Here is a 26,442-nt window from a genome sequence, read left to right as displayed (position 1 = left end):
TAATGAAGAAGTACTTATTTTTCTTTGTCACTATGTTATTGACGATCGTTTTAGTGGCATGCTCAAACGATGATGCAGATAATTCAACAGAATCATCAGAACCTACTACTGATGGTGGAACAACTACAGAAACAGCAACAGAGAGTGAACTGAAAATTGCAAACGACCAAGAGCCTGCTGGTTTAGATCCACATAAAGTACCAGCTGCATCATCTTCACGAATTTATTCACAAATTTATGAAGGCTTACTAACGTTTGATAAAGATATGAATATTATCGGAAGTTTAGCAACAGAGTGGAATCTAGAAGATGACACAACGTATACATTTAAATTAAAGGAAGGCGTAAAATTCCATAATGGCCGTGAAATGACTGCTGAAGACGTGAAATATAGTTTTGAGCGTATCATGGATGAAAATACTGCTTCCCATATTCGTTCATATTTTGCTGATGTAGCTTCCATTGAAACTGTAGGAGACTATGAAGTGAAATTTACTTTAAATAAACCACAAGCTACGTTCCTATCCAACTTAACGCATGGAAGTGCTGTAGTAGTACCAAAGGAAACAGTTGAAGCAAATGGAGATTTACAACAAAATGCTGATGGAACAGGTGCATTCAAACTTCAACAATGGGTGCCGGACAACAATGTCACATTAGTTAAAAATGAAGATTACCATGTAGAAGGCGAACCAAAAGCTGCGAAATTGGCATTTTATACAATGACGGAAGAGTCGGCTCGTTTATCAGCAATACGTACAGGTGAAATTGACTTTACGACGATTTCAGCCAAATCTACAAAACTCCTAGAAAATAATGAGGATTTATCAATTATTCCATATCAATCTTTGGAATATAGCTATGTCGGCTTCAATAACGCAAAGGCACCATTGGATAATGAAAAAGTAAGACAGGCGCTAAGTTTAGCGACAGATCGTCAAGAAATTCTTGATATTGTTTGGAGTGGTGAAGGGTTAATCTCAGGTCCGGTGGCACCATCGATGGGAGATTGGTCTGTAGATGTGGAATCACTAGATCTTTATAAACGAAATATTGAAAAAGCAAAAGCTTTATTGGCTGAAGCAGGTCATCCAAATGGCTTTGATATTACCATTACAACGGCTTCAAGTTATCCGGATATGGTAGATACAGCACAATTATTGCAACAGCAATGGAAAGAAATCGGTGTAAATGCCACGATTAAGCAAATTGAGTGGGGCGAGTATATTGATACTTGGAGCAATAAAACTGCTGATATTTTAATTGGGCGTAACTCATCGGGTATTGACCCTGACCGTGCATTGAATTACTTCTTCAGCTCAACAGGTTCTGCAAACGTATGGAACTTCGCAAACGCGGACTATGATTCAACTGTAGAAAAAGGATTGCAAGCTACTGATCCAGCAGAGCGAAAAGCCATTTATACAGAAGCACAGGAAATGTTAATTAATTTATCGCCGAATTTATTTTTAGTTTCTCCAAAAAACTATGTAGCTGTTCGAAAAGGTGTTACGGGTTATACGCCATATCCACATAATGCATCAGATTTCAATTCAGCACAAAAAGAATAAAATAAGCTATGAATAGAGTGGTAGGGAATACCCTAGCACTCTATTTTTTAATAAGGAGATGAAATCGATACATGACAAGCTATATTTTAAGACGTTTATTCATGCTTGTGCCTGTGTTGTTTGGTGTTTCTATCTTTATTTTCTTAATGATGCGTGTCGTACCGGGAGATGTAGCGCAAACAATATTAGGTACGGATGCAACACCGGAATCTTTAGAAACATTACGAAATGAATTTGGACTTAATGATTCGTACATTAAACAATATATGAATTGGATGGGTGGAGTACTTACGGGAGATTTCGGTGAGTCGATGAGAAATGGCCGGGATGTGTTCCCTGAAATTTTAAGCCGATTTACATTGACATTCGAATTAACAATTTTAGCGGCCATTATATCTTGGTTGATTTCAATACCGCTCGGTTTATTGGCAGCGGTTAAACGAAATAGTGCGACAGATATTACAGTGCGTACGATTTCATTATTAGGTGTTTCGATACCAAACTTTGCATTTGCTACTGTATTAATTTTGATTTTGGCTTTATTTTTCAATTACAGTCCGCCTATAGGTTATGTTGGATTATTCGAAGACCCAATGAAAAACTTGGAAATCATGCTTATTCCAGCATTGGTACTTGGTACGACGATGGCAGCGGCAGTTATGAGAATGACTAGATCCACAGTTTTAGAGGTATTACGACAGGATTTTATCCGAACAATCCGTGCAAAAGGTGCAAAAGAACGCGTAACCATTTTAAATCATGCATTAAGGAATGCGCTAATTCCTATCTTAACAATTATCGGTATGCAAATCGGTACATTGCTTGGTGGTGCGGTCATTATTGAGCAGATTTTCTCTTTACCGGGGCTAGGGCAATATGTATTAACAGGCATCACACAACGCGATTTAACCGTTGTACAGGGAAGTGTACTATTTATATCATTCGTCTTTGTTATGGTCAATTTAATCGTGGATATATTATACGCTTATTTAGACCCACGAATAAATTACAAATAATGGTTTGAGGTGAAAACATGAAAGGATTTGCAAATCGATTAGTGAAAGATCGAATCGGGCTATTAGGAGCAATCGGAATCATTCTTGTAGTTATTATCAGTATATTTGCGCCAATTATTGCACCTTTCCCGCCAGATAAAATGTTTACAAAACATATTTTAGAGTCACCTAATAGTACTTACTTTTTTGGAACGGATGAATTTGGCAGAGACATATTTTCACGTATTTTGTACGGGGCACAAGTATCTGTAAAGGTAAGTGTCATCGCGGTAGGAATCGGGGCGTCGCTAGGGTTGATTTTCGGGTTGCTCAGTGGCTATTTCCAAGGGAAAGTAGATAATATCATTATGCGAATTATGGATATACTGTTTGCTTTTCCGGATATTTTACTGGCTCTTGCAATTGTAGCTGTACTTGGGGCGAATATTACGAATACGATGATAGCAATTGGGATAGTATTTACACCGGTATTTACGAGAACTGTACGGGCAGCAACGATTTCGGTAAAAGAAAATGAGTATATTCAGGGCGCTGTTGCTATTGGTGTAAAGCCGTTCCAAATAATAATAAGACACGTAATACCGAATATTTTAGCACCGTTTATCGTTCAGGTGACACTAGCATTGTCGGGTGCCATTTTAACGGAAGCTGCATTAAGCTTTTTAGGTTTAGGTGTCCAACCACCAAATCCATCTTGGGGAAGTATGTTAAATGAAAGTCGAACATATATGGAATTTGCTCCATGGACAATAGTATTTCCAACGGTTGCAATCGTATTTACAATATTTTGTTTCAACCTGTTAGGTGATAGTTTACGAGATATTTTAGATCCTAAGATGAAATAAAGGAGTGCTGACATGACTGATTTTCTTACTACAGAAGCATTAAATCCTGCAACTGAATGGATTGATAAACAATCCGTAACAACAATACTGCAGTGGATAAACGATGCAGATGCGACTATAGCAAATGCAGTACGGAACGAAATTCCTTCTATTAGTAAGGCGGTTGAAAAAATCGTTGAAGCTTTTCAAAATGGAGGTAGATTAATTTATATTGGGGCAGGGACGAGTGGCAGATTAGGTGTCTTGGATGCTTCGGAATGCCCGCCTACATTTAATGTACCAAATACACTAGTACAGGGGATTATTGCCGGTGGGGCATATGCTTTGACAAATGCAGTCGAAAATATAGAAGACAGTGAACAGGAGGCCATTAATGATTTAGTTAGTAAAGGTTTGACGGCTAAAGATGTAGTGGTAGGGATAGCAGCCAGTGGCCGTACACCTTACGTGAAATCTGCACTATCGTATGCCCATAGATTAGGTGCCTATACAGTTTCACTTGCCTGTAACACCAATAGTGAAATTGCTCAATTTGCCAATACGGTAATTGAAGTAAATACGGGTCCGGAAGTCATTGCTGGATCAACAAGAATGAAAGCAGGAACAGCGCAAAAAATGGTGTTAAACATGCTAAGTACAGCATCGATGATTAAATACAATAAAGTGTACAGTAATATTATGATCGATGTACAGGCGACAAATGAAAAGTTACGTAGACGTGCCTTAACAATTTTGAAGAAATTCACAAATATAGATGATAGTAAAGGGATACGATTATTGGAAGAAACGGATTATAACATTCGATTATCCATCGTTCATTACAAATCAAATGCTTCAATAGAAAAATGTAAGGAAGCACTGATTAGTTCCAATCAACAAATCGATAAAGCCATCAATTTACTTCTTAAGGAGGAATGATTTATGTACGGAATTGGTGTAATGTCAGGCACTTCTCTAGATGGTTTAGACATCGTAATGATAGATTTAAAATTATATGATGAAAAGAAAGAGATACATATAGTAGCCAGTGATATGGTTGACTATGGGATTTATTTTAAAAGAAAGTTAAGTGAAATTTGTCATGAAAATACGGCCACTATATCAAAAATCACGATGATGAATGCTTATTTAGGGAAATTTATCGGTGAGCATATTAATGCCTTTATTAATCGTCATAATGTCGATAAAAATTTGATTTCATTTATCAGTTCACATGGTCAAACTATTTTTCATGAACCAGTAGGCGGAACAGAGTTTTATGAAATACCATCTACATTGCAGATTGGAGACATTTCATATATTTCTGAACTAACGGGACTACCTGTAATCGGTGATTTCAGAACTGCGGATATGGCAGCAGGCGGGCAGGGGGCACCATTATTATCTTATTTTGATTTTGTTTTTCTACAGGATGAACGCGTAGGGAGAGCCATTCAAAATATCGGAGGAATTGGAAATGTAACATACTTGCCTCCAAGCGGTAGTGGTGAAGTTATTTCATTTGATACAGGTCCGGGAAATGTTTTGCTCGATAGAGCAGTTCAAATATTAACAGATGGTCAAAAAAACTTTGACGATGATGGGTTAATCGCAAGTAAAGGAGAGGTAAGATACGAGATTATTGAAAAGTGGTTGAAACACCCTTACTATTCAATGCCATTGCCAAAAACAACGGGTAGAGAGCTTTATACCGAAGATTACTTAAATGACTGTTTAAAATTGATGGGAAATTATTCTGTCGAAGATCGTATCGCAACTTTAACTGCCTATACAGTGCAAACAATAAAACGAAGCTATGAAAGTTACCTCCCAATGGATGAGCTAAAGGAAATCTATATTAATGGTGGTGGAAGCCTAAACTCTTGTTTGATGCAGCTATTAAAAGAAGCTTTTCCTCATATTAAGGTTTCTAGATTAGATGAAATTGGTGTTCCTGGCGTTTGGAAAGAAGCGATTGGTTTTGCCATTTTCGGATATAACACAATGCTGGGAATACCAAATCAGTTACCAATCGCTACGGGGGCAAAAAGGGAAGTCGTAATGGGAAAAGTGGCATTTTCCGATGGAAATCCGTGGAAACGATTTGAACGATTGAGAGGTGAGTACAGTGGAGAATCTATTATCAATTGAAAACTTAACCATTTCATTGGATAAACATAATAATATTGAACCCCTTGTTAAAAATATAAGTTTAAAACTGAAGGAAGGAAAAACTTACGGTATTGTGGGGGAATCTGGCAGTGGTAAAAGTTTAACTTCATTGGCAATATTAAATTTACTTGCAGATAAGCTATCCGTTATTAATGGAGAAATCAATTTTTTATCAAAGGGAAATTTACTGGAATTAAAAAAAAATCATATACGTAAAATTAGAGGAAATGAAATTTCGATGATTTTCCAAGAGCCTATGACTGCTCTTGATCCTATGTATACTATAAAGTATCAACTGTTTGAAGTATTAAAGTTTCATCAAAAGCTTAAAAAAGATGAAATGTATGAACAATCTTTGCAAATGCTGAAATCAGTTGGTATATCCAGACCTGAAAAGGTACTGAATAACTACCCCCACGAACTATCCGGGGGAATGCGTCAGCGAATCATGATTGCGATGGCATTAATATGTAAACCGAAATTATTGATTGCAGATGAGCCAACTACGGCATTGGATGTAACGATTCAAGCGCAAATACTTGATTTGATGAAAGATTTGAAACAGCAATATAATACAACGATTCTGCTCATTACACATGATTTAGGAGTTATTGCAGAAATTTGTGAAGATGTTGCGGTCATGTACGCTGGTGAAATTGTTGAACAGGGTAGGGTTCAAGAGATATTCGATCAGCCAAAGCATCCATATACGAAGGGACTATTAAAAGCCGTTCACAGTATAGGTGATCAATCAGCAGAATTATATTCAATACCTGGCAATGTCCCAACACCAGATGAGTTCCCTAAAGGATGTCGCTTTGCATCAAGATGTCCTCATGTGCTAGAAACTTGCTGGAGTACCTCCCCTAAACCAATTCGAATTACAGAAACACAGTTTGCGAAATGCTGGTTATTTGTAGAAGGAGTCGAAAATCATGAATGAGCAGCCAATCTTGCAATTAAAAAATATAAAGCAATACTTTCCTATTAAAGGGGGGCTTTTTAAGCAAACTGTAGGACATATAAAAGCGGTAGACGGGATTTCGTTATCCATTTACAAAAATGAAACAATTGCATTAGTAGGTGAAAGTGGCTGCGGAAAATCAACTACAGGCAAAATGATTTTGAGATTAATTCAACCTACTGATGGAGCGATAATTTACAACGGAAAAAACATTGTGGAGTTATCTAACTCTCAATTTAGAGAATTGCGTCGCGATATTCAGATTGTTTTTCAAGATCCGTATAGCTCCCTAAATCCCCGTATGACCGTTAGACAGTTACTTTTGGAGCCACTTTTGACACATAAACTAATGAATGGAAAAGCAGCGGAGCAGGAGATAAAAGAAATTATTCAAAATGTTGGACTGACAGAAAAAAGTTTAACAAAATATCCACATGAATTTTCAGGAGGGCAAAGACAACGAATAAGCATTGCACGTGCACTCGTTTTAAAGCCGAAATTTCTCGTGTTGGATGAACCTGTTTCAGCATTGGATGTATCCATTCAGGCGCAAATATTGAATTTATTGGATAATCTTCAGAAAAAGTATGATTTAACGTACTTATTTATATCTCATGATTTAAATGTAGTTCGACATGTAAGTGACCGAATAGCGGTAATGTATCTAGGAAATATCGTAGAAGTGGCCACTAAAGAGCAATTATTTTCAAACCCAAAACATCCATACAGTCGGGCTTTGATTTCTGCTATTCCTAAAACCCATCCAAATGATACAGTGGAAAGAATTTTATTGAAAGGCGAGATTCCGGATCCATCAAATCCGCCACAAGGGTGTCCATTTCATACACGCTGTCAATTTGCCATGGAAGACTGCAAGAAAGAACGCATTGAAATGACAAAACTGTCAGAGGATCATGAAGTGGCGTGTATACTATATGAAAATAATTAAAATAACATTGTGTTGTCTCTAGTTTAAGTTGCATAGCTAGAGGCAATTTTTTTACAAACATGATATTTAGGAAGGTTTAAATGCTTGTTTTCAATAAATAATGATATATGTTAAAGCTTTTCCTTGAGAACCGCGAATCAGTCATGTAGCATAAATATTGAAAACAAAAGAAAAAGGTGAACGACTTATGGAACAATTACTACAGGCGATTCAAGAAGGTAATTTGGAGCAAGTAAATACTCTTCTTGAATCATTTTTAATGGAGGCTGAACCAGCAGCACAATATGAAATTGCCGAGGCACTTATGCATTATGGATTTTTAAATGAAGCAGACAAAGTCTTCGAGCATTTGCAATTTTTATTTCCCGAGGAAGCTCAGATTTCAATTGATCGCGCAAGTGTTTTAATTGAAATAGGAGAAGAGGATAATGCGCTCGATTTGTTAATGGGTATTGCAGATGATGCACCAGAATATCCACAAGCGCTTTTAGTTTTAGCGGATTACTATCAAATGCAAGGATTATTTGAAGTAGCAGAACAACGTATTAATGAAGCTTTACAGATTTTGCCTCATGAGCCTTTATTACAATTTGCAAAAGCAGAATTATTATTCGAAACTGGGAGATTTTCTGAAGCAGTACGTATATATGAAGAACTCTATACAGTTGACAAAAAATTTGCTGGTATAATATTAGCCCAACGCCTTGCAGAAGTTTACCGTGCCGGAGCGGGGTATGAAAGAGCGTTAGATTATTATATGGAGGCATTGGAAGAAGAAGTAACTGCAGATTTACTGTTTGGTTCAGCTTATTCAGCATTCCAAACAGAAAAATATGAACTGGCTATAAAACAACTGGAAGATCTAAAAGAGCTTGATCCAGATTATTTCTCCGCCTACCTATTATTGGCGGAAAGCTACGCAATGCTTGAAGACAATGAGCGAGCTCTAAAAGCAATCAAAGAGGGCTTGAAACGTGATGAGTATGATAAGTCATTGTATTTATTTGCCGGAAAGATGGCGATAAAAAACAGTATGATACAGGAAGCTACTGAATATCTGCATGAAGCAATTGCGCTGGATCCTGAATATATGGAGGCAATTTTAATATTAATGTCTGTCTATAGTACAGAACAGCGCTTTGAAGAAATTATTGCACTATATGAACAGCTACAGCAAAATGAATTTGAGTGGGTTTCGCTCTATCCGTTTGTTGCCAATGCCTATAATGAAGAAGAACAGTTTGAAAAAGCATACGAAATTTATAAAGAGGCATATACTGAATTTAAAGATGATGTTGAATTCTTGGAGAAATATTATCTGTTTTTAGTTGAGGATGGTAAGCGTGAGGAAGCAAAAAAAGTTGTGGAGCGACTTGTACAATTACAACCTTCAGAACAGCAATGGACTGATTTATTAGAACGCTTTGAGTAAAGGGAGGATTGCATGTTGACCTATTTCGTACCACTGAATGATAAAAAGCTATTCATCAGATGGTTTTTGAAAAATTTCCAATTAAAAAGGCGTGAAGGGGTATGGATTTTAAATTACTTATTAAGTAATGATGAATTGTTGGAAAATGTTCACTTCGTTGATGAAGCACACTATTGTCCACGGTCTATCGTTATGTCGACAATTGAAACGACGAGTATCCCTTTTAGATTTTATAAAGAAAATATTATGACATCCGATGCAGAGAAAGCTTTTCATGATTTACGTATTAATGCACATGAATCTATTTATTTTCAACTGAATTTTCCTAGCATTCCGCCAGAGCCTTTATATTTGGCGGTGCTGGAAGAAAATCCATATGTACCTAAAGACTTGTTTATAAGTGAAAAAGACCGTTTAGCAGCGCAGCGATTGCTGGAGAATAGCGTATTGGAGTTTCAGGAACAACAGCTTTTAAAAGAGATTGATGAGGCGCTGGATGCAGGAGATAAAGACCGCTTTTTTGAGTTATCAAATTTACTGCAGGCGTTGAAATATACGAAGTGAATATAACTATTAAAAAAATACTTATTGCCTATTTTCGTAGTATTCAAAAGACCCAGGAGGAATGAAAATGAATTTTAAAGTAACTGATATAGAACAATTTCAAGCACAAAAGCAATTTATTGATACCGCTATTGTTCCTCTTTTACAATTGGATTTTACAGAACAAGGAATGAAACAAAGCAGTTCTGCTGCAGAATATTTAATGTCTTTAACGAATTTTATAGAACAGCAATTCAAAGGACGTCTTATGCTCTTCCCCCCGTTTTCCTATACGGTTAACACAAAATCTAAAACTTTGCCTACATCAATCGAACAAGAATTAAAGAATGCGGGATTTAAATCTATCATTTTTGTAACTTGTGACCATAGTTGGACAGAATATAAAGAATTTTTAAATATTATTTGGCTTCCTTCAATCCCCCTTGAATCTATGGATAAATCAGTAAAACAACGTATATTGGAAGATCAATTGAAACAAGTTATTCCAACTTTGACAAATATTTGGGTATAATTGCACTCTATTTGTTTCATTAAATGTTCACAATCTACACATATGGAAATGAATGCTATATTGACCAACTTATTCAGTTGATATATCATAGATATGTCCTAGTTATTTACTATTTTTAAAAGTATATGTCCGTTGGACTGACCTTTTAGTAAGAGGGGGGAAAAGGATGAGTAAGAATCGAGTTACAAGACGTCAATTTTTAACGTATACGATTACTGGCGTAGGTGGATTTATGGCTGCAGGTATGTTAATGCCAATGGTTCGTTTTGCGATTGACCCAATTCTTCAAACGAAAGAAGAAGGAGATTTTGTACAAACAAGCCAAAAAGCTGCTGAAATTACAGAAGTTCCAGTAAAAGTTGACTTCTCGTATGAACAAACAGATGGTTGGTATAAATCAGAAGTTTCTGATGCAGCTTGGGTTTACAAAGAAGGCGATCAAATCGTCGCAATATCACCTGTATGTAAGCATTTAGGTTGTACTGTAAACTGGGCAAGTGATCCAACACACCCAGATCAGTTCTTCTGTGCATGTCACGCGGGACGTTATGAGAAATCAGGTGTAAACGTAAAAGGTACACCGCCACTTGGACCACTAGATATGTTTGAAGTGTCAGAAAATGATGGTTTCTTAATGCTTGGGAAAAAAATCGCAAACACACACAGTAACTAAATAAGTTAGGGGGTACGACACAGTGCTAAATAAAATTTATGATTGGGTCGATGAACGTTTAGATATTACTCCTATTTGGCGTGATATTGCCGACCACGAAGTGCCAGAGCACGTTAACCCTGCCCATCACTTTTCAGCATTCGTTTACTGTTTCGGGGGATTAACTTTCTTCATTACAGTTATTCAAATTCTATCAGGTATGTTCTTAACGATGTACTATGTACCAGACGTAGAAAATGCTTGGAAATCAGTTTATTATTTACAAAACGAAGTAGCATTCGGTGAAATCGTTCGTGGTATGCACCATTGGGGGGCATCTCTAGTAATCGTTATGATGTTCTTACATACACTTCGTGTATTCTTCACAGGTTCGTATAAAAAACCTCGTGAGTTAAACTGGTTAGTTGGTGTAGGTATTTTTGCAATTATGTTAGGTTTAGGCTTCACAGGTTATTTATTACCATGGGATATGAAAGCGTTATTTGCAACTAAAGTAGGTATCGAAATTGCTGCATCTGTTCCGTTTTTAGGAGAAATAATAAAAACACTTTTAGCTGGGGATTCTACAATTATTGGTGCGCAAACATTAACTCGTTTCTTTGCAATTCATGTATTCTTCTTACCAGCAGCACTATTTGCTTTATTGGCAGTTCACTTTATTATGATCCGCCGCCAAGGTATTTCAGGACCTCTATGATCTGAAACTAATTGTATGATTTTTTAAGGAGGGGACACTATGCAACGCGGAAAAGGTATGAAGTTCGTAGGGGATTCACGTGTTAAAGCGAATAACCGTATGCCGAACGTGCCGAAAGATTATACCGAATATCCAGGGAAAACAGAAGCTTTCTGGCCTGACTTCTTATTAAAAGAGTGGATGGTAGGAGCAGTTTTCTTAATCGGTTATTTACTATTAACTGTCGCACATCCTTCACCACTAGAGGGTCCGGCAGATCCAACTAATGCATCTTATATTCCGTTACCGGACTGGTATTTCTTATCGATGTACCAATTATTAAAATATACTTATGCATCTGGTCCATATAATGTAATTGGAGCTATGGTTATTCCAGGTATTGCATTCGGTGCATTAGCATTAATACCATTTTTAGATACAACACCTGAACGTCGTCCGTCAAAACGTCCATTACCGACAGCTTTCATGTTGTTAGCAGTAGCAGCACTTATTTATACAACTTGGGAATCTGTAGACGCAACTGATTGGGATGCGGTTGATGCACAAGGTGAAATTACGGATAAACACTTAGGACTATTACCTGATGTTGAAGTCGACGAAACTTCTGAAGGCTATGAAATTTACCAAGCACAAGCTTCATGTATTGGCTGTCACGGTGGAGACTTAGCTGGTGTATCAGGTCCAATGCTTTTAGGTAATGAATTAACAGCAGAAGAAGTACAAGAAGTAATTGTAAATGGTCGTGGTGGTATGCCAGCAGGAACTTTTACAGGTACTGATGAAGAGCTTCAAGTTTTAGCTGAATTTATTGCTGGATTAAAAGAAGCAGAATAATAATATTTAATTTAGAGAGGGTCAGAATTCTGACTCTCTTTTTTTGATAGATTACTAGAAATATATTAATTAGAGTCAAAGATTTTCATTATTTGACAACAAAGATTCTATGTTCAAAATTAAAGGAAAATTTTGCTTCTCGCCTAAAGCATGTTTATAATAAAAGACGTACATTGTTTATGTAAGTTGCACAAAATACATATGAAATGAAGATTTATTATGAAAAGAAGGAGAAAAAATGAAAGCATATATTATGCAATTATGGCATTTAATGAACCACCGTGCCTTTTTAAGCTTATTGCTTGTTGTTAACTTATTCGGTACAATTTACGGATACTATTGGTATAAAGGGCAGCTTGCAGCTACAGATCCGATTTATTACATTTTCGTTCCAGATTCTCCAACTGCGAGTTTATTTTTCTGCTTTGCCATTATTGGGTGGCTATTAGGGAAAAACTACAAACTAATGGAAGTGCTAGCACTTATTACGCTCATTAAATATGGCTTATGGGCTGTTGTAATGAATCTTCTTACATTGGCTGAAACCGGGGAATTAGGTGCAGTTGGGTGGATGCTTGTAGCATCACATTTCTTAATGGCTGTTCAGGCAGTTTTATATTTACCGAAATATCGTTTTAAAATGTGGCACGTGATGGTTGGGGCCATTTGGACACTGCATAATGACGTGATTGACTATTTATTTGGTCAAATGCCGTTTTACCGTGTGATCAACCAATATCCAAGTGAAATTGGCTACTTCACATTTTGGCTATCTATTGCATGTATAATGCTCGCTTTTTTAGAAAGTCGCAAGCGCGAATATTTGCAACAACAGTAAAAAGCCTTTAAAATTAAAGAGAATTGAAGATATAGAAAGGGAGTTCGGAAATGGGAATGTATATCGTTTATTTTATCATCATTATGCTATTGCCGTTGTACGCACAAATGAAGGTAAAAAGTACGTATAAGAAATTTGCAAAAGTGTCTGCTGAAAAGGGTATGACAGGGGCGCAAGTAGCACGTTACATTTTAGACCAGCACGGCTTAACAGATGTGCGTGTCGTACCAACACAAGGTTATTTAGCGGACCACTACAATCCCGCAACTAAAACAGTTGCGTTATCAGAAGACAACTATTACAACTCTTCGATCGCAGGTACAGCTGTAGCAGCGCACGAAGTAGGTCATGCGATGCAACATGCGGATGCATATTCGTTTTTAACATTACGTTCAAAATTAGTGCCATTGGCTAGTTTCTCTTCAAATATGTCATGGATTTTCGTGTTAATTGGTATTTTTTCATCTTTATCAGGTTTCCTATTGCTAGGTATTGCATTATTAGCAGCAGGTGTTGTATTCCAATTAGTTACGTTACCAGTCGAGTTTGATGCATCGAAACGAGCTATGAACGAAGTCGTTTCTTTAGGGATTATTAACAATACGGAAGAACGTTCTGCACGTAAAGTATTAAATGCGGCAGCAATGACATATGTAGCAGCAGCTGCTGTAGCAGTAATGGAGCTATTACGTTTAATCTTAATTTACACTGGCATGACTTCAGACGATTAATAAAGAAAACTGGCCGGAACATATTAAGTTCCAGTTCATGAAAAAAAGCAATTGCACGGTGCAATTGCTTTTTTTGTGCTTCCATTTACTTGGATGTTATCCCGTTATTTATTCATTTTAATCTAGCGGTTGTTTTTTATCGTCTAATGTAAAGCCTTCACCGGACACATCATGAACGTCCATAATCGTAACGAACGCATGAGGGTCAATAGAATGAACAATGGATTTTAATCTTACAAGCTCACTACGTGAAACGACACAATAGAGAACATTGCGGTGTTCTTTCGTAAAATGACCATGTCCATCAAAAATCGTTACACCACGATCCATATTTTTTGTAATTAAATCTGCTATTTCATCTGAATGTAAAGAAATAATAAATGCACCTTTTGCTGAATAAGCACCTTCCTGAACGAAGTCAATCACCCGACCTCCTACATAGACAGCTACTAATGTATACATCATCGACCTTGCATCTAAAAATGTCATCCAAGAAAAGATAATAACAAAAAAATCAAAGCCGAACATCGTTTTCCCCATGCTCCAGCCAAAATATTTATTGGCAAGTCGAGCTAAAATATCTACTCCACCCGTTGTCCCGCCAAAGCGGAAAACAATACCTAAACCGATACCGACAAATACCCCTGCGAATAAGGACACGAGAAATAAATCGTCCTTCAAATTCATGTCAAATTCATAGATTTGAAAGATTTTCAAGAAAACAGATACGCCAATCGTGCCGATTAATGTATAGATAAACGATTTTTTACCGAGCAATTTCCAGCCAAGAATAAACATTGGTATATTTAATAGTAAATTCATTAATGCTGGGTCCCAATTTAGTGTAAAATATAAAATAAGTGTAATACCACTAAATCCGCCTTCTCCTAGCTGGTTTTGCATATTAAAATGTACAAAGCCAAAACTAAAGATGGCGGAACCGATGAGGATCCCGATGATATTTTTTATTTTTATTCCTTGCATTGTCATCCTCCTATAATCTATTGTGAAAGAAAATATGTGTCGAAGCAGGAAAAAGGCTACATCGTTTATTATGTTTGATTTCGATGTATTTGACAACAGTGGGCTAAAACGAATCATTATTTGTGCCTGTGAACATATTATTGAAAACTAATTATGATTATAGTCAAAAAATATAGAAATACTGTATTAACTAAAGTTCAAAGGAGTTTTATGTAATGACAATTAAAGTCGCAATTGCTGGTGCACGAGGTAAAATGGGTATGGAAGCAGTTCATACGATAATTAAAAATGATGGAATGGAATTGGTTGCTGCTCTGGATTACAAAGACGTCGGCACAACGCTAGGAGAATTGGATGAGTTTCCAAAACAATATGAAGTTCCAATTTATACGAATTTCCCGGAACTTGTACGAGATACAAAGCCAGATGTGCTTGTCGATTTAACGAATCCACATTTCGTTTTTGAAAGAACTAAACAAGCATTATTACATAATGTACGGCCAGTTGTTGGGACAACAGGTTTTACAGATGAGCAGCTTGAGGAATTACAACAATTAGCAAAAGAAAAACAATTAGGCTGTATTATTGCTCCGAATTTTGCTATCGGTGCAATATTAATGATGAAATTTGCTAAAGAGGCTGCGAAGTATTTCCCGGATGTCGAAATAATAGAAATGCATCACGATCAAAAGCTGGATGCGCCATCTGGTACCGGAATTAAAACGGCCCAAATGATTAGTGAAGTTAGAAACACTAAAGAACAAGGTCATCCGGATGAAAAAGAAACACATACTGGTGCTAGAGGTGCAAATATAGAAGGCATGCATGTTCATTCCGTTCGCCTACCCGGTTTAGTAGCACATCAACAAGTTTTGTTTGGTGGGACAGGTGAATTATTAACAATCCGTCATGATTCTTTAAATCGAGGTAGCTTTATGGGTGGAGTTACATTTAGTATTGAAAAAGTTATGAATTGCAATACATTAATATACGGATTAGAGAACATCATTTAGAAATGGGATGAAATTTATGAAAATTGCATTAATTGCACATGATCGAAAAAAGGACAATTTAATTCAATTTGCCATTGCATATCGGGATATTTTGGAAGAGCATGATCTGTATGCAACAGGTACTACTGGTACAATGATTGAAGCTGAAACAGGGCTTGACATTACAAAATTCCGTTCGGGTCCATTAGGAGGGGACCAACAAATAGGTGCTATGATAGCGAACAATGATATGGATATGGTTTTTTTCTTCCGCGACCCATTGACTGCACAGCCACATGAGCCGGATGTTATGGCATTAGTACGATTATGTGATTTATATCATATTCCCCTTGCGACAAATATGGGGACTGCAGAAATTTTACTAAAGGGCCTGCAGGAAGGATTTGTCGATTGGCGCATTTTAGCGGAACGCAGAAAATAGTGAATAAAGTAATCATGCTAAAGCATAATTGCGGTAAAATATTTACTAACGAAAGTTAATCGTATTGTTGAGAGGATGGGGAGACTAATGAAAAAACTTAAAATTGGTATTACATGTTACCCGACAGTTGGAGGTTCTGGTGTTATCGCCACAGAACTTGGAAAGATGCTAGCGGAACGGGGACATGAAATTCACTTTATTACATCGAGCGTACCATTTCGGCTTAATAAAATTTATCCAAATGTTTTTTTCCATGAAGTTGAAGTAAATAATTACTCAGTATTTCAATACCCACCATACGATATTGCATTAGCAAGTAAAATGGCCGATGTTATTAAGGAAGAAAAACTAGATATATTACATGTGCATTATGCAATTCCTCATGCTGTTTGTGCCGTATTAGCAAGACATATGAGTGGTGAGAATTTTGGCATCGTTACGACTCTTCATGGGACGGATATTTCGGTTTTAGGTGAAGATTCGACATTAGCTCAGGCAATTAAATATGGAATTGATTGTTCGGATGCTGTTACCGCCGTTTCTGAATCACTAAAACAGCAGACATATGCCTTAATAGATACGAAACAGAAAATCGAAACAATATATAATTTTGTCGATGACAATGTGTTTAAACCAGTAGATCCAGGAAATTTAAAAGAGCAATTTGGTATTTTGCCACATGAAAAAGTAATCATTCATATTTCAAATTTCCGCAAAATAAAAAATTTACCAGATGTTGTAGATTCTTTTTTGAAAATCCGAGAAAGAATGCCTGCTAAATTACTGTTAGTTGGAGATGGACCTGAAAAACATCGTGTAACCGATCTTGTTAAAGTGTCGCCATATAAAGATGATATTTTATTTTTAGGGAAACAGGAAAATATTACTGAGCTCTTTGCGATTAGTGATCTGAAGTTACTGCTTTCTGAGAAGGAATCTTTTGGATTAGTACTATTAGAGGCAATGGCATGTGGAGTCCCTGGAATCGGTACAGCAATTGGTGGTATTCCGGAAGTGATTAATCATGGAGTGAATGGCTATTTAGTTCCTCTTGGCGATACACAATCGGTCGCTGATTATGCAGTCGAATTATTGCAGGATGAAGTAAAACATGCAGCATTCAAACTGGCAGCATTGCAGGCAGTACGTGAACAATTCCACGAATCGAAAATGGTAGAACAATACGAGCGAATTTATGAAAGAGTGGTTCAAGAAAAAAATGCACTGGCAAGCAGCTAAGAAAGTCATCAATACGATAGAGCAGGCAGGATTTGAAGCGTATATAGTAGGTGGGGCAGTCCGCGATTATTATTTAAAAAAAGAGAATAATGATGTTGATATTGCGACAAGCGCATTACCAGAAGAAGTTCAGGCGATTTTTACCCATACAATAGACGTAGGGATAGCCCATGGTACTGTGCTTGTCCTTGATTTTGGGGAACCGATTGAAGTGACGACATATCGAACTGAATCAGGTTATAGCGACCACCGCCGTCCGGATGCGGTTCATTTTGTCCGCAACTTAAAAGAAGATTTAAAGCGTCGTGATTTTACGATGAATGCTATGGCACTTAGCAAATCAGGTGACTATATTGATTATTATAATGGACGTCAGCATATTGATAATAAAGTAATTTGTGCTGTCGGTGAGCCACTTCAGCGATTTGAAGAGGACGCGCTTCGAATGCTGCGCGCTGTGCGATTTGCCTCACAGCTCCAATTCTCGATTGAACATCAAACTTTGCAGGCCATTCATCAAAAAGCATCTACCATCTCATATATTTCAATCGAACGAATTCAAGTGGAGCTCTCAAAAATTTTTACATCCAAACATACCCAAATGGGAATTGAGTATATTGAAAATACATCATTAAGCAACTATTTACCTGGTAAATTCAATCATCATAGTTGGACCAAGTTTTACTCAGAAGATCGGCAAGTTGGATGGGCCTACTTTTGTCTAGTAAATGAAAGTGACCTTTCTTTACTTTCGGCGTATCGCTGTTCAAATAAAGATAAACTGTTTACAAAGGGTGTTTTAGGTGCATATGAATGCTTACTAAATGAAATATCACCGATTGATTTATTGCGCTATGATTTATCTGTTTTAGAAACTGCCTGTCAATTTGCAAAATGGCAAAATAATGTTCTGCCTTTTTCATTTGATGATTTAGTTTATCGAAAAAGCGCATTACCGATACAGCATGTAAGTGAACTTGCTATTTCCGGCAGAGATCTAATGGAGTGGTCTTCAGAAAAGCGTGGCGCGTGGATTAAAAGGACTTTGGATGCGGCGATTTTGGCTGTCTTAAACAGAGAAGTAGAAAATGATAAACAACAATTAAAGGAATGGTTTCATGCATTTCACGATGAAGGATGAAATATTAAAACGTTTTTTAAATGCGAACGGAGAACCGATTTCAGGGCAAGTGTTAGCAGATGAGCTTCAAGTATCAAGAACGGCTATTTGGAAACACCTGCAAACATTGAAGCAAGAAGGCTATGAGTTTGAAACGGTAAAAAAAAGAGGTTATAAGCTTGTGACAGTACCGGATAAAGTCGATATGGGTCAATTACAACAATTTTTAAAAACAACCCGTTATGGTCGACAGGTGCATTATTTTGAAAGTGTAGAATCAACACAGCTAGTTGCCCATGAGCTTGTAAGAGAAGGTGCACCTGATGGCACGGTTATAATTGCAGAGCATCAAACAGCAGGACGTGGACGCATGATGCGTGAATGGGAATCATCGGAAGGGAAAGGTATCTGGATGACGATTATCATTCGCCCTGAAATTGCCCCCCATCAAGCCCCGCAGTTTACACTTGTTACAGCGGTAGCAGTTGTAAACGCCATGAAAGCTATGTTTAAGAATTTTACTCCTGAAATTAAATGGCCTAATGATATTTTAATTAAAGGTAAAAAAACGACGGGGATTTTAACCGAGATGGTTGCAGAAGCAGATCGGATTCAGGCTTTGTTAATTGGTATCGGGATCAATGTAAATCAACAAATGGATGATTTTCCAGAGGCTCTACAGTCGATTGCAACTTCAATTGCAATTGAAGAAGGTGAGCCGATTGAGCGTGTACATCTAGTTGCAAATGTCCTTGATTTTTTAGAGCACTATAGTGATATGTATGTGAAAAACGGCTTCGGTTTCATTAAAACACTATGGGAAGAGTCTTCCGGTACGATAGGAAAAAGAGTAAAAGCAACGACTTTACGGGAAGTTGTTGAAGGAGAGGCAATCAGTATAACTGAAAACGGTGTGCTTGAAATCCGTCAGGCAAACGGTGAAGTTAAAGGTATATACTCTGCTGATATCGAAATATTGTAATTAAATATGCTGTACGTTTTCTTTCAAAATTGTTATAGTAGCTCTAGGACAGTATCAACTAAGAACTGTACCTATTTTGCTAGTCTACTATAAAATTATCTGCTTTGATCTACACAAGACAGAGACGGAAGAAAACACACGCGCTGTAAATTAAAATCATTTCATTCTCTTTATTTAAAATTAAGTATGAAATGTATTTCATTTACTTACGACACTACCTTTCTGTCTAATTATGGATAGAAGGGTATTTTTTGTTTTCTTTCCATTTGAGGAGGAGAAACATGAAAACAACAGCTCAGTTTTTAAAAATGAAGGAGCAGGGTGAAAAGATTGTCATGATTACGGCATACGATTATCCCGGTGCTAAATTTTCCGAGGCAGCAGGAGTTGACATGATTTTAGTTGGGGATTCATTAGGGATGGTTGTATTAGGCTATGAGTCTACAATGCGGGTTACTGTCGACGATATGATTCATCATAGTAAAGCAGTTCGTCGCGGAGCACCCGATACATTTATCGTCGTAGATATGCCTTTTGGCTCTTACCATGGCGATGTGAACGAAACACTTAAAACTGCGGTCCAGATGATGCAGCTTACAAATGCCAATGCACTCAAAGTGGAAGGCGCGGATGATGTAATTCCTGTTATTAAGAAACTAACCGATGCCGGCATTCCGGTAGTTGCACATTTAGGCTTATTACCACAGTCTGCAGGTGTTCTGGGGGGCTATAAAGTCCAAGGTAAGACTTCTGAGCAGGCTGAAAAATTAATTAATGATGCATTACTTGTCGAACAAGCAGGAGCGTGTGCTGTAGTGCTTGAATGTATTCCACACCAGCTAACTGAGATTGTATCCGAAAAGTTGACGATCCCGACAATTGGAATTGGTGCAGGTGCTAAGGCGGACGGTCAAGTATTGGTATTCCATGATTTACTGCAATATGGAAATCACCATATTCCGAAATTTGTTGAAAGTTTTGCACACGTAGGCGATGAAGTTGAACGTGGAATCATTACTTACACACAAGCGGTTAAAGCAGGAACGTTCCCTACATTACAGCAAAGTTTCACGATGAAAGAAGACGAATTAATAGAGCTTTATGGAGGCGTAAAATAATGATCATCCTATCGACAATTGCTGAGCTTCGAAAAGCTGTAGTTAACGCCAAAAGTAGCAAGCAATCAATCGGTCTTGTTCCAACAATGGGCTATTTACATGAAGGTCACTTAACATTAGCAAAAAATGCCCGTGAAGAAAATGATGTCGTTGTTATGAGTATTTTTGTAAACCCGACACAGTTTGGTCCGAATGAAGATTTTGAATCATATCCGCGTGATTTAGAGCGTGACACAAAGCTTGCAGCATCAGTTGGTGTTGATTATATTTTTGCACCATCCGTTGAGGAAATGTATCCACATGATGGCGGTATATACATCCGTGCCGGACGACAGGCGCAAACTTTGTGTGGTGCAAGTCGGCCAAGTCATTTTGATGGGGTATTGCAAGTTGTTGCAAAGCTCTTTAATTTAGTACAGCCAGACCGTGCCTACTTCGGGCAAAAGGATGCACAGCAAGTTGCCATTATTCAAACAATGGTCCGGGATTATAATTTCCCTGTAGAATTACGTGTAGTTCCGGTTGTACGAGAAGGTGACGGCTTAGCGAAATCAAGCCGGAATGTTTATTTGTCTTCGATTGAGAGAATGCAGGCACCGGTTATTCAACAAGCGCTACAAATAGCAAAACTAGAGTTAATGGATTCAGGGGATGTTGATCAGGCATTGGCACAAGCAACAAAAATTATTGAAGATAACACTGCCGGTAAAATCGATTATTTGAGCATTTTAACGTATCCAGATTTGAAAGAAGTCGATGAAAACTCAGATCAAATACTTTTAGCTGCAGCAGTCTATATTGGAAAAACACGTTTAATTGATAATTTAATTCTTTCATTAAAAGGGGAACGTATTCATGCTTAGAATGATGATGAACAGTAAAATCCATCGTGCTCAAGTAACACAGGCGGATTTAAATTATGTAGGTTCGATAACAATCGATCAGGATATTTTGGATGCGGTAGGGATGTTGCCGAACGAAAAGGTGCATATCGTAAACAACAATAATGGTGCACGTTTTGAAACATATATTATAGCAGGTGAGCGCGGTTCAGGTGTTATTTGTGTAAACGGAGCAGCAGCACGTCTTGTACAAAAAGGGGATATCGTCATTATTATTTCGTATGTATATGTGGATAATAAAGAATTGGCGGATCACTATCCAACGGTAGCTATTATGGGGGATAACAATAAAATAAAAGAAATGATCCATTATGAACCTGAAGCAACGATTATGTAGCAGTAAAAAAACTGTGATAAGAGTCAATTTGACTTTTATTACAGTTTTTTTCATTTGTAACAAAAAGTTATTGAAGGCATAATTTTGTAATTATTATATTACGTCCCTGTAATATTTTTGAAACATTAAATGTGTACACTGAATTTAGTTTCATTACAAATGATACAGGGGGAAATGACTAATATGTTTCATAAAAGACTATTATGTAGCTTTGCCTTCATTATTTTTACATCTTTATTCTTTTCCAATGCCATTAGTGCAGCTACACATACAATTAAAAAAGGGGAAGAATTAGATAAAATTGCAGAGCGTTACAATACGTCTGTACATACATTATTGGAAATAAACGAGCTTGAAGACAAAAAGCAAGCGGTGACAGGCTATGTCCTACAGCTACCTGATCATATTAAAAATAATCAAAAGAAAGTTAAAGAAAAGAAAGAAAAAAATGAAAAACTAGATGATTTTGAAGTGGTTAAAACATTGACTGTTGAAGCAAGTGCATTCACAGCTTCTTGCAAAGGCTGTTCAGGAAAAACGGCATCTGGCATCAATTTAAAGAAAAATCCCGATGTTAAATTAATTGCAGTTGACCCTAAAATAATCCCACTTGGAACTAAAGTTTGGGTAGAAGGCTACGGTATTGCTGTTGCTGGGGATACTGGCGGCTCGATAAAAGGCAGTAAAATTGATGTGTTTGTCAAAACGAAAAAAACTGCCCTTAACTGGGGGCGTAAAAAAGTTGAAATTAAAATATTGAAATAATCCTCACACAATCAGTAATTACTAAACTTAATTGCTGGTTTTTTGTTTTTAGGAATAAAAAAACGGTAAAAGTATAGTTTAGATTAAATACGTTAATTGGCTATTTTGTAGTGTGCAATAACTAGAATCACCAATTAATGAATACAAAGTAAAGGGGCTAGGTTGCATTCCATAAATTGTCATGATAATGTGAAAATTGAGGTGGTTAAATGGAAAACTTTGATTTAGCTGTAATAGGAGCAGGACCAGGCGGGTATGTTGCCGCGATTCATGCAGCAAAAAGCGGATTGAAAGTAGCACTTGTCGAAAAGGACAAAGTTGGAGGGGCTTGCTATAACGTAGGCTGTATTCCTTCGAAAATTATGCTCGAGCATAGTAAATTGGTGCAGGAAATTCGACGCGGGACAGATTGGGGAGTTACTGTTCCTACAATTAATATCGATTTTCCGAAGTTAATGCAACGAAAAGATAAGGTTGTAGCAGAATTACTATCAAATATTGAAACTTTTATTGATAGTGCGCAAATTACAATGTTTAGAGGAAAAGCAATCGTAACGGCAGAGCGAAAAGTGATAGTTGGAGATGAAGCATTCACGGCCAATAATGTAATTTTAGCAACAGGCAGTCGCCCATTTGTTCCTCCGTTTAAAGGAATTGAAACTGCAAATTACTATACAACGGATACTTTCTTTTCCATTCAGGAGCTTCCAAAGCAACTGACGATTATCGGTGGTGGTGTAATTGCAATTGAAATGGCATTTGCTTTAGCACCTATGGGTACTAAAGTGACTGTACTCAATCATAGTAAAGATATTCTGCAAACTGAAGAACCGGATGCCCGACCAATTATTAAACAGAAAATGAGCGAGTTGGACATTGAGCTTATTACGGATTTTACATTTGAAGAAATACATGCAGATTATGTGCAAACATCAATCGGAAATTTCACTTACGAAAATTTATTATTTGCAACAGGGCGCCGTCCAAATACTGAAATCGCTGAGGCGTTGGAAATGCAAATGGATGGTCGTTTAATTAAAGTAAATAATCATTATGAAACTAGCATTCCTGGGATTTTCGCCATTGGGGATTTAGTAGGTGGCTTCCAACTTGCACACTCTGCCAGTGCAGAAGGTGTGCATGCGGTGGACTTCATTTTAGGAAAACATCCGAAAGTGATTAATCAGCAGGAAATACCGCGGTGTGTCTATACACATCCTGAGATTGCCACATTTGGCATGCTTGAGCATGAAGCACCGGCAGATTCGATTGTGACGAAAATGTATTTACCGACCAACCCTAAAGCGCTGTTGGAAGGGAATATACAAGGCTTTATGAAGTTTGTCGCCAGTCCTGAAGGCGATATTTACGGGGCATGTGTTGTAGGTGATGGCGCGACTGAAATGATTAATTCCATGCTTGCTGCAAAAGTACTTGGTGGATCTGTTAAAGACTTAGCCCGGATGATTTTCCCTCATCCAACAGTAAGTGAGCATGTTGGGGATGCAGCTAGATCTGTTTTCGGCAAAGCCATTCACGCGAAGTAACTTCCAATAACAACAGAGGGATATTCCCTCAATCCTTTTAAAATCCAATTTCTTTGTTATTTCTACTAGTTTTTATATACTAGATATATACAAACCTAATAGAGGTGACATATGGAAATACAGCCAATGGAGCTTGTCGAAAAAGAAGTTGAAGAAACATTATATCAATGTATTGATTTAAAAATAGAAGAAGATTATATTACAATGGGGCAAATTTTTGCCAAAGTACTTGCACTACTACAGCAACATAAGCTGATTAGCCCTACATTACAAGTTATTACCGAACCAGGTAAATGCCTAACAGAAACGCGTATATTGCTCGAAAGCTTGCAAGAGGCGCAAAGAAGACATGTTTCGCGCAGAAAGCTTCTTACTCATCGGCAAATATTAAATGTATGGTTACGTAAAAATCAATATTTCCAACGTGAAGTATTACCAGGCTTTTTCTAATGAATTAAAATAATTTTCAGATTATTATTTTTTTCCCGTTGCAATTTATATTTCTTTTCTATAAAATAAGTAGTGTCTAGTAAATAAAGTAGGCATGGTGGAGTCAGTTAACTGGCACCCCCATGCCTTTTTTTGTGAAATAGGGGGATTATGATGTTTATTTTTCAAATTGTTATTGTTTTGTTGGCAACAAAAATAGCAGGACATTTTACCGTACGTCTTGGGCAGCCTTCAGTATTAGGGAAAATTTTAATCGGTATTATTATTGGTCCTGCAATGCTTGGATGGATAACGGACAGTGAAGTTATGCAAACATTTAGCCAAATCGGTGTCATTCTATTAATGTTCCTAGCTGGGCTTGAAACAGATTTGGAAGACTTAAATGCAAATATGAAAGGTGCTATTTTCGTAGCAATCGGCGGAGTTATTTTACCGATCGCCATGAGTTATCCTTTAGCTCTTGCTTTTGGCTTAACGCAAGGGCAGGCTATTTTTATCGGTTTAACTTTGGCAGCGACATCTGTAAGTATTTCTGTACAAACATTAAGTGAAATAGGCTGGCTGAAAAGTAAAGAAGGTTCAGCATTATTAGGGGCTGCTGTGCTGGATGACATTATCGTAGTTGTCCTTATAGCAATAGCCATGAGCTTCCTTGTAGGTGATGATGTTTCTATTCCGGCATTGATCGGTGGAAAGGTATTCTTCTTTGTTTTATTATTTGTCGTAATGAAATGGGTAATTCCGCCATTCATAAAGGCGTTCAGTAAATTGCGTGTTACAGAAGCAACATTATCTGGTGCTCTTATAGCTTGTTTTGCTTTAGCTTATGTCGGAGAGCATTACTTCGGTATTGCAACAATTATCGGAGCATTCTTTATCGGAATCGCAATTGGGCGTACGCCATTTAAAGAGGCGGTCGAGCATAAAGTAGAGCCGATAGCGAGCGGTATCTTTGTACCATTTTTCTTCGTAAGTATCGGATTATCTGTAACGTTTGTTGGCATTACAGAAAATATTTGGTTTTTAGTTATCTTCTCAATCGTGGCAATTTTATCAAAACTTATCGGATCAGGTATTGGTGCGAAGTTGGCAGGGTTCAACTGGAGATCTTCTGTAGGCATAGGGGCTGGAATGGTTTCCCGTGGAGAAGTGGCGTTAATCCTTGCAGGAATGGGCTTATCAAGCGGCCTTTTACCGGCTGAGGATTACACACCAATGGTAATCGTCATTATTATTACTACATTAGTAACGCCACCTATGCTTAAAGGGATTTTCGGCAATCGTTCACATCATATAAAATAAAAAGGTTGAATGAGTCCCTATTTTATTGTAATCTGTTATTTAGGTGCCAAAACCTCTGTGAAGATTTAGTCTTCACAACAAAAGACTCCACCAACAGCACGGATTTGCTGGGAGACTTTTGAATTGTGCAGGGAGATGAGCCCCTGCACACCCTTACATAGCGTATTAACCTAGTATTGTCCTCGAGACGGTACTAGGTTTTTTTATGTTAAAGACGCAATTTAGCATCAGGTGCTTCAATTTATTAGAACAATTGAGGATATATTAGAATAAGAGACGCAGATATTTGAAAACCTGTTATACATATTTGAAAAATGCTTACGCATGTTAGAACAGTTAGCGGATATTTTAGAATATCGCGTTTTTTTAGAACAAATAAATTTTTATTAGAAGATTTCAAAATATATTAGCATTTTTTAAACGTTTCTATAAAGGTTTAGAGCAGCAGCGCAACAATGCCACTTCATATGGCTCCAACAGCATTTC

28 protein-coding genes are annotated in these 26,442 nt (G+C 37.2%); 27 read left to right on the top strand and 1 reads right to left on the bottom strand.

The genetic code is table 11. The annotated features are described in order from the left end of the window. Positions 1 to 2: 2 nt before the first annotated feature. The 15 genes from H9635_RS00335 (at position 3) to H9635_RS00265 (ending at position 13,776) form a co-directional block, all read left to right on the top strand. On the top strand, positions 3 to 1,571 hold the full coding sequence (locus H9635_RS00335) for an ABC transporter substrate-binding protein (RefSeq protein ID WP_191698155.1): 1,569 nt from the start codon (positions 3 to 5) through the stop codon (positions 1,569 to 1,571). Positions 1,572 to 1,642: 71 nt separating this feature from the next. Next, positions 1,643 to 2,587, top strand: coding sequence for an ABC transporter permease (locus H9635_RS00330; protein WP_191698154.1), 945 nt, complete (start codon positions 1,643 to 1,645; stop codon positions 2,585 to 2,587). A gap of 17 nt (positions 2,588 to 2,604) precedes the next feature. Continuing rightward, entirely contained in the window at positions 2,605 to 3,432 is an 828-nt protein-coding gene (locus H9635_RS00325; protein ID WP_191698153.1) for an ABC transporter permease, read from the top strand. 12 nt (positions 3,433 to 3,444) lie between these two features. Beyond that, positions 3,445 to 4,350, top strand: a complete 906-nt coding sequence (gene murQ, locus H9635_RS00320; RefSeq protein ID WP_191698152.1) for an N-acetylmuramic acid 6-phosphate etherase — start codon at positions 3,445 to 3,447, stop codon at positions 4,348 to 4,350. Positions 4,351 to 4,353: 3 nt separating this feature from the next. Further along, positions 4,354 to 5,562 carry an anhydro-N-acetylmuramic acid kinase gene (locus H9635_RS00315; protein WP_191698151.1) on the top strand — a complete coding sequence of 403 codons (1,209 nt, stop codon included), beginning with the start codon at positions 4,354 to 4,356 and terminating at the stop codon, positions 5,560 to 5,562. After that, positions 5,540 to 6,526, top strand: coding sequence for an ABC transporter ATP-binding protein (locus H9635_RS00310; RefSeq protein WP_191698150.1), 987 nt, complete (start codon positions 5,540 to 5,542; stop codon positions 6,524 to 6,526). The genes H9635_RS00315 and H9635_RS00310 overlap by 23 nt, the downstream gene beginning before the upstream one ends. Beyond that, positions 6,519 to 7,496: an ABC transporter ATP-binding protein gene (locus tag H9635_RS00305; protein ID WP_191698149.1), complete on the top strand. Its 978-nt coding sequence runs from the start codon at positions 6,519 to 6,521 to the stop codon at positions 7,494 to 7,496. The genes H9635_RS00310 and H9635_RS00305 overlap by 8 nt, the downstream gene beginning before the upstream one ends. Before the next feature lie 187 nt (positions 7,497 to 7,683). Beyond that, positions 7,684 to 8,928, top strand: a complete 1,245-nt coding sequence (locus H9635_RS00300; RefSeq protein WP_191698148.1) for a tetratricopeptide repeat protein — start codon at positions 7,684 to 7,686, stop codon at positions 8,926 to 8,928. Positions 8,929 to 8,943: 15 nt separating this feature from the next. Further along, positions 8,944 to 9,492 carry a ReoY family proteolytic degradation factor gene (locus tag H9635_RS00295; protein WP_191698147.1) on the top strand — a complete coding sequence of 183 codons (549 nt, stop codon included), beginning with the start codon at positions 8,944 to 8,946 and terminating at the stop codon, positions 9,490 to 9,492. Between the two features lie 67 nt (positions 9,493 to 9,559). Next, the gene (locus H9635_RS00290) at positions 9,560 to 10,003 is read left to right on the top strand and encodes a YpiF family protein (protein WP_191698146.1); all 444 of its coding nucleotides are present in this window, start codon (positions 9,560 to 9,562) and stop codon (positions 10,001 to 10,003) included. A 166-nt stretch (positions 10,004 to 10,169) separates the two neighbouring features. Beyond that, positions 10,170 to 10,676, top strand: coding sequence for a QcrA and Rieske domain-containing protein (locus tag H9635_RS00285; protein WP_191698145.1), 507 nt, complete (start codon positions 10,170 to 10,172; stop codon positions 10,674 to 10,676). A 22-nt stretch (positions 10,677 to 10,698) separates the two neighbouring features. Continuing rightward, positions 10,699 to 11,373: a menaquinol-cytochrome c reductase cytochrome b subunit gene (gene qcrB / locus H9635_RS00280; protein ID WP_191698144.1), complete on the top strand. Its 675-nt coding sequence runs from the start codon at positions 10,699 to 10,701 to the stop codon at positions 11,371 to 11,373. 39 nt (positions 11,374 to 11,412) lie between these two features. Further along, positions 11,413 to 12,207 carry a menaquinol-cytochrome c reductase cytochrome b/c subunit gene (locus tag H9635_RS00275; protein ID WP_191698143.1) on the top strand — a complete coding sequence of 265 codons (795 nt, stop codon included), beginning with the start codon at positions 11,413 to 11,415 and terminating at the stop codon, positions 12,205 to 12,207. A 238-nt stretch (positions 12,208 to 12,445) separates the two neighbouring features. Further along, on the top strand, positions 12,446 to 13,045 hold the full coding sequence (locus H9635_RS00270) for a DUF1405 domain-containing protein (RefSeq protein ID WP_191698142.1): 600 nt from the start codon (positions 12,446 to 12,448) through the stop codon (positions 13,043 to 13,045). 50 nt (positions 13,046 to 13,095) lie between these two features. Continuing rightward, complete coding sequence (locus H9635_RS00265) at positions 13,096 to 13,776, top strand: zinc metallopeptidase (protein ID WP_191698141.1); 681 nt, start codon at positions 13,096 to 13,098, stop codon at positions 13,774 to 13,776. A 117-nt stretch (positions 13,777 to 13,893) separates the two neighbouring features. Here H9635_RS00265 and H9635_RS00260 read toward each other — a convergent pair whose 3' ends face one another. After that, the gene (locus tag H9635_RS00260) at positions 13,894 to 14,760 is read right to left on the bottom strand and encodes a YitT family protein (protein WP_191698140.1); all 867 of its coding nucleotides are present in this window, start codon (positions 14,758 to 14,760) and stop codon (positions 13,894 to 13,896) included. A gap of 215 nt (positions 14,761 to 14,975) precedes the next feature. On the opposite strand from H9635_RS00260, the gene dapB reads away from it, so the two are divergent. From dapB to H9635_RS00200, 12 genes are all read left to right on the top strand, one after another. Beyond that, a complete protein-coding gene (dapB, locus tag H9635_RS00255; RefSeq protein WP_191698139.1) occupies positions 14,976 to 15,773 on the top strand; it encodes a 4-hydroxy-tetrahydrodipicolinate reductase in 798 nt (265 codons plus the stop codon). A gap of 16 nt (positions 15,774 to 15,789) precedes the next feature. Beyond that, positions 15,790 to 16,194, top strand: a complete 405-nt coding sequence (gene mgsA, locus H9635_RS00250; RefSeq protein ID WP_191698138.1) for a methylglyoxal synthase — start codon at positions 15,790 to 15,792, stop codon at positions 16,192 to 16,194. An 87-nt stretch (positions 16,195 to 16,281) separates the two neighbouring features. Further along, positions 16,282 to 17,433, top strand: a complete 1,152-nt coding sequence (bshA, locus tag H9635_RS00245) for an N-acetyl-alpha-D-glucosaminyl L-malate synthase BshA (RefSeq protein ID WP_191698137.1) — start codon at positions 16,282 to 16,284, stop codon at positions 17,431 to 17,433. After that, positions 17,390 to 18,574: a CCA tRNA nucleotidyltransferase gene (locus H9635_RS00240; RefSeq protein WP_191698136.1), complete on the top strand. Its 1,185-nt coding sequence runs from the start codon at positions 17,390 to 17,392 to the stop codon at positions 18,572 to 18,574. The genes bshA and H9635_RS00240 overlap by 44 nt, the downstream gene beginning before the upstream one ends. Next, positions 18,552 to 19,535, top strand: coding sequence for a biotin--[acetyl-CoA-carboxylase] ligase (locus tag H9635_RS00235; RefSeq protein WP_191698135.1), 984 nt, complete (start codon positions 18,552 to 18,554; stop codon positions 19,533 to 19,535). The genes H9635_RS00240 and H9635_RS00235 overlap by 23 nt, the downstream gene beginning before the upstream one ends. A gap of 281 nt (positions 19,536 to 19,816) precedes the next feature. After that, on the top strand, positions 19,817 to 20,653 hold the full coding sequence (panB, locus tag H9635_RS00230; RefSeq protein WP_191698134.1) for a 3-methyl-2-oxobutanoate hydroxymethyltransferase: 837 nt from the start codon (positions 19,817 to 19,819) through the stop codon (positions 20,651 to 20,653). Then, positions 20,653 to 21,516, top strand: coding sequence for a pantoate--beta-alanine ligase (gene panC, locus H9635_RS00225; protein ID WP_191698133.1), 864 nt, complete (start codon positions 20,653 to 20,655; stop codon positions 21,514 to 21,516). Before panB ends, panC begins: the two co-directional genes overlap by 1 nt. Beyond that, a complete protein-coding gene (gene panD / locus H9635_RS00220; protein WP_191698132.1) occupies positions 21,509 to 21,892 on the top strand; it encodes an aspartate 1-decarboxylase in 384 nt (127 codons plus the stop codon). Before panC ends, panD begins: the two co-directional genes overlap by 8 nt. A gap of 183 nt (positions 21,893 to 22,075) precedes the next feature. Continuing rightward, entirely contained in the window at positions 22,076 to 22,657 is a 582-nt protein-coding gene (locus H9635_RS00215; RefSeq protein ID WP_191698131.1) for a 3D domain-containing protein, read from the top strand. A gap of 209 nt (positions 22,658 to 22,866) precedes the next feature. Then, on the top strand, positions 22,867 to 24,204 hold the full coding sequence (gene lpdA / locus H9635_RS00210; RefSeq protein WP_191698130.1) for a dihydrolipoyl dehydrogenase: 1,338 nt from the start codon (positions 22,867 to 22,869) through the stop codon (positions 24,202 to 24,204). Between the two features lie 111 nt (positions 24,205 to 24,315). Beyond that, positions 24,316 to 24,654 (top strand): transketolase, encoded by a 339-nt coding sequence (locus H9635_RS00205; RefSeq protein ID WP_191698129.1) that lies wholly within the window; start codon positions 24,316 to 24,318, stop codon positions 24,652 to 24,654. A 153-nt stretch (positions 24,655 to 24,807) separates the two neighbouring features. Beyond that, the gene (locus tag H9635_RS00200; protein WP_191698128.1) at positions 24,808 to 25,956 is read left to right on the top strand and encodes a cation:proton antiporter; all 1,149 of its coding nucleotides are present in this window, start codon (positions 24,808 to 24,810) and stop codon (positions 25,954 to 25,956) included. Positions 25,957 to 26,442: the final 486 nt, after the last annotated feature.

Origin of the sequence: Solibacillus faecavium (assembly GCF_014836905.1) — a bacterium.
Taxonomy (GTDB): domain Bacteria; phylum Bacillota; class Bacilli; order Bacillales_A; family Planococcaceae; genus Solibacillus; species Solibacillus faecavium.
Note: the sequence above shows the minus strand (reverse complement) of the source record. Positions and strands in the feature narration are given on the sequence as shown.